Source organism: Pseudomonas sp. HMWF021 (genome assembly GCF_003061005.1).
Taxonomy (GTDB): Bacteria; Pseudomonadota; Gammaproteobacteria; order Pseudomonadales; family Pseudomonadaceae; genus Aquipseudomonas.
Map to the genome: position 1 here is coordinate 51309 of NZ_QAIK01000155.1, position 1804 is coordinate 53112.

General features: G+C 65.0%; 2 protein-coding genes and 1 pseudogene. All 3 read left to right on the plus strand.

What is annotated here, in order from left to right; genetic code table 11:
• On the plus strand, positions 1 to 1263 hold a 1263-nt coding region (gene mbhE / locus DBR18_RS29700; RefSeq protein WP_256588843.1), incomplete at its 5' end, for a hydrogen gas-evolving membrane-bound hydrogenase subunit E.
• Positions 1263 to 1607, plus strand: a complete 345-nt coding sequence (locus tag DBR18_RS22330; RefSeq protein WP_003225953.1) for a Na+/H+ antiporter subunit C — start codon at positions 1263 to 1265, stop codon at positions 1605 to 1607. The genes mbhE and DBR18_RS22330, both read left to right, overlap by 1 nt.
• Positions 1604 to 1804: pseudogene (locus tag DBR18_RS29705) on the plus strand (cation:proton antiporter); the annotation flags it as partial. The gene DBR18_RS22330 and the pseudogene DBR18_RS29705, both read left to right, overlap by 4 nt.

Sequence of the window (1804 nt, forward strand, 5' to 3'; positions counted from 1 at the left end):
CTGATGATGCGCATGGCCCGTCGGGTCGAACGCCGACTTGGCACCCGCCGCCTGCAGATGCAACTGTTCCTGATGGTGTTGGCGGCGGTACTCGCCGGCCTGATCCCGATGCTGCACAGCAGCCTGAGCTGGGGCGACCGGCCGAAGATTCCGGGTTCCATCGTGTTCGTCACCCTGTGGCTGCTGGCGATTGCCTGCGCCCTCGGCGCCGCATGGCAGGCCAAGTATCACCGTCTCGCCGCCCTGACCATGGTCAGCGTCTGCGGGCTGATGACCTGCGTGACCTTCGTCTGGTTCTCGGCGCCGGATCTGGCGCTGACGCAACTGGCGGTCGAGGTGGTGACCACGGTGCTGATCCTGCTCGGTCTGCGCTGGCTGCCGCGACGCATCGAAGAAGTCTCGCCACTGCCATCGAGCCTGCGCAAGGCGCGCATTCGCCGCTTGCGCGACTTGCTGCTGTCGATTGCCGTCGGCGCCGGCATGGCGCTGCTGTCCTACGCCATGCTGACGCGGCAGACGCCCAACGACATTTCCTCGTTCTACCTCAGTCGCGCCATGCCCGAGGGCGGTGGCAGCAACGTGGTCAACGTGATGCTGGTGGACTTCCGCGGCTTCGACACCCTCGGTGAAATCACCGTGCTGGTGGCCGTGGCGCTGACCGTGTTCGCCCTGCTGCGACGCTTCCGCCCGCCGAAAGAAAGCCTGCAACTGCCGGCCCAGCAACGCCTGCTCGCGCCGGACGTGGTCACCGATCTGGTCAACCCGCGCAGCGCCAGCGACACCGCGCTGGGCTTCATGATGGTGCCGGCGGTGCTGGTGCGCCTGCTGCTGCCGATTGCGCTGGTGGTGTCGTTCTACCTGTTCATGCGCGGCCACAACCAGCCGGGCGGCGGCTTCGTCGCGGGCCTGGTGATGTCGGTGGCGTTCATCCTGCAATACATGGTCGCCGGCACGCAGTGGGTCGAGGCGCAAATGAGCCTGCGACCGCTGCGCTGGATGGGCACCGGTCTGCTGTTCGCCACCGCCACCGGTCTCGGGGCAATGGCGGTCGGTTATCCGTTCCTGACCACCCACACCTGGCATTTCGCATTGCCGCTGCTGGGCGACATCCATATCGCCAGTGCGCTGTTCTTCGATATCGGCGTGTACGCCGTGGTGGTCGGCTCGACGCTGCTGATCCTCACCGCCCTCGCCCACCAATCGGTGCGGGGTCACAAGACCGCATCGCTGCCCAAATCCGTCGCCAGCAAAGGAGCCGTCTGATGGAAGAAGTCATCGCAATCGCCATCGGCGTCCTCGCTGCGTCCGGTGTCTGGCTGGTATTGCGGCCACGGACGTTCCAGGTGGTCATGGGCCTGTGCCTGCTGTCCTACGCGGTCAACCTGTTCATCTTCAGCATGGGCAGCCTGTTCATCGGTAAAGAGCCGGTGATCAAGGACGGCGTGACCCAGGACTTGCTGCATTACACCGATCCGCTGCCGCAGGCGCTGGTGCTGACTGCAATCGTCATCAGCTTCGCCATGACCGCGCTGTTTCTGGTGGTGTTGCTGGCATCCCGGGGCCTGACCGGCACCGACCATGTGGACGGCCGGGAGCCCAAGGAATGATGGCGATGACTCACTTGATCGCCGCACCGATCCTGCTGCCGCTGCTGACCGCCGCCATCATGTTGATGCTTGGCGAAAAGCACCGGCCGCTGAAGGCGAAAATCAACCTGTTCTCCAGCCTCGTCGGCCTGTTCATTTCGGTGATGCTGCTGCAGTGGACGCAAACCACCGGCGTGCCCGGCTCCATCGGCGTGTAC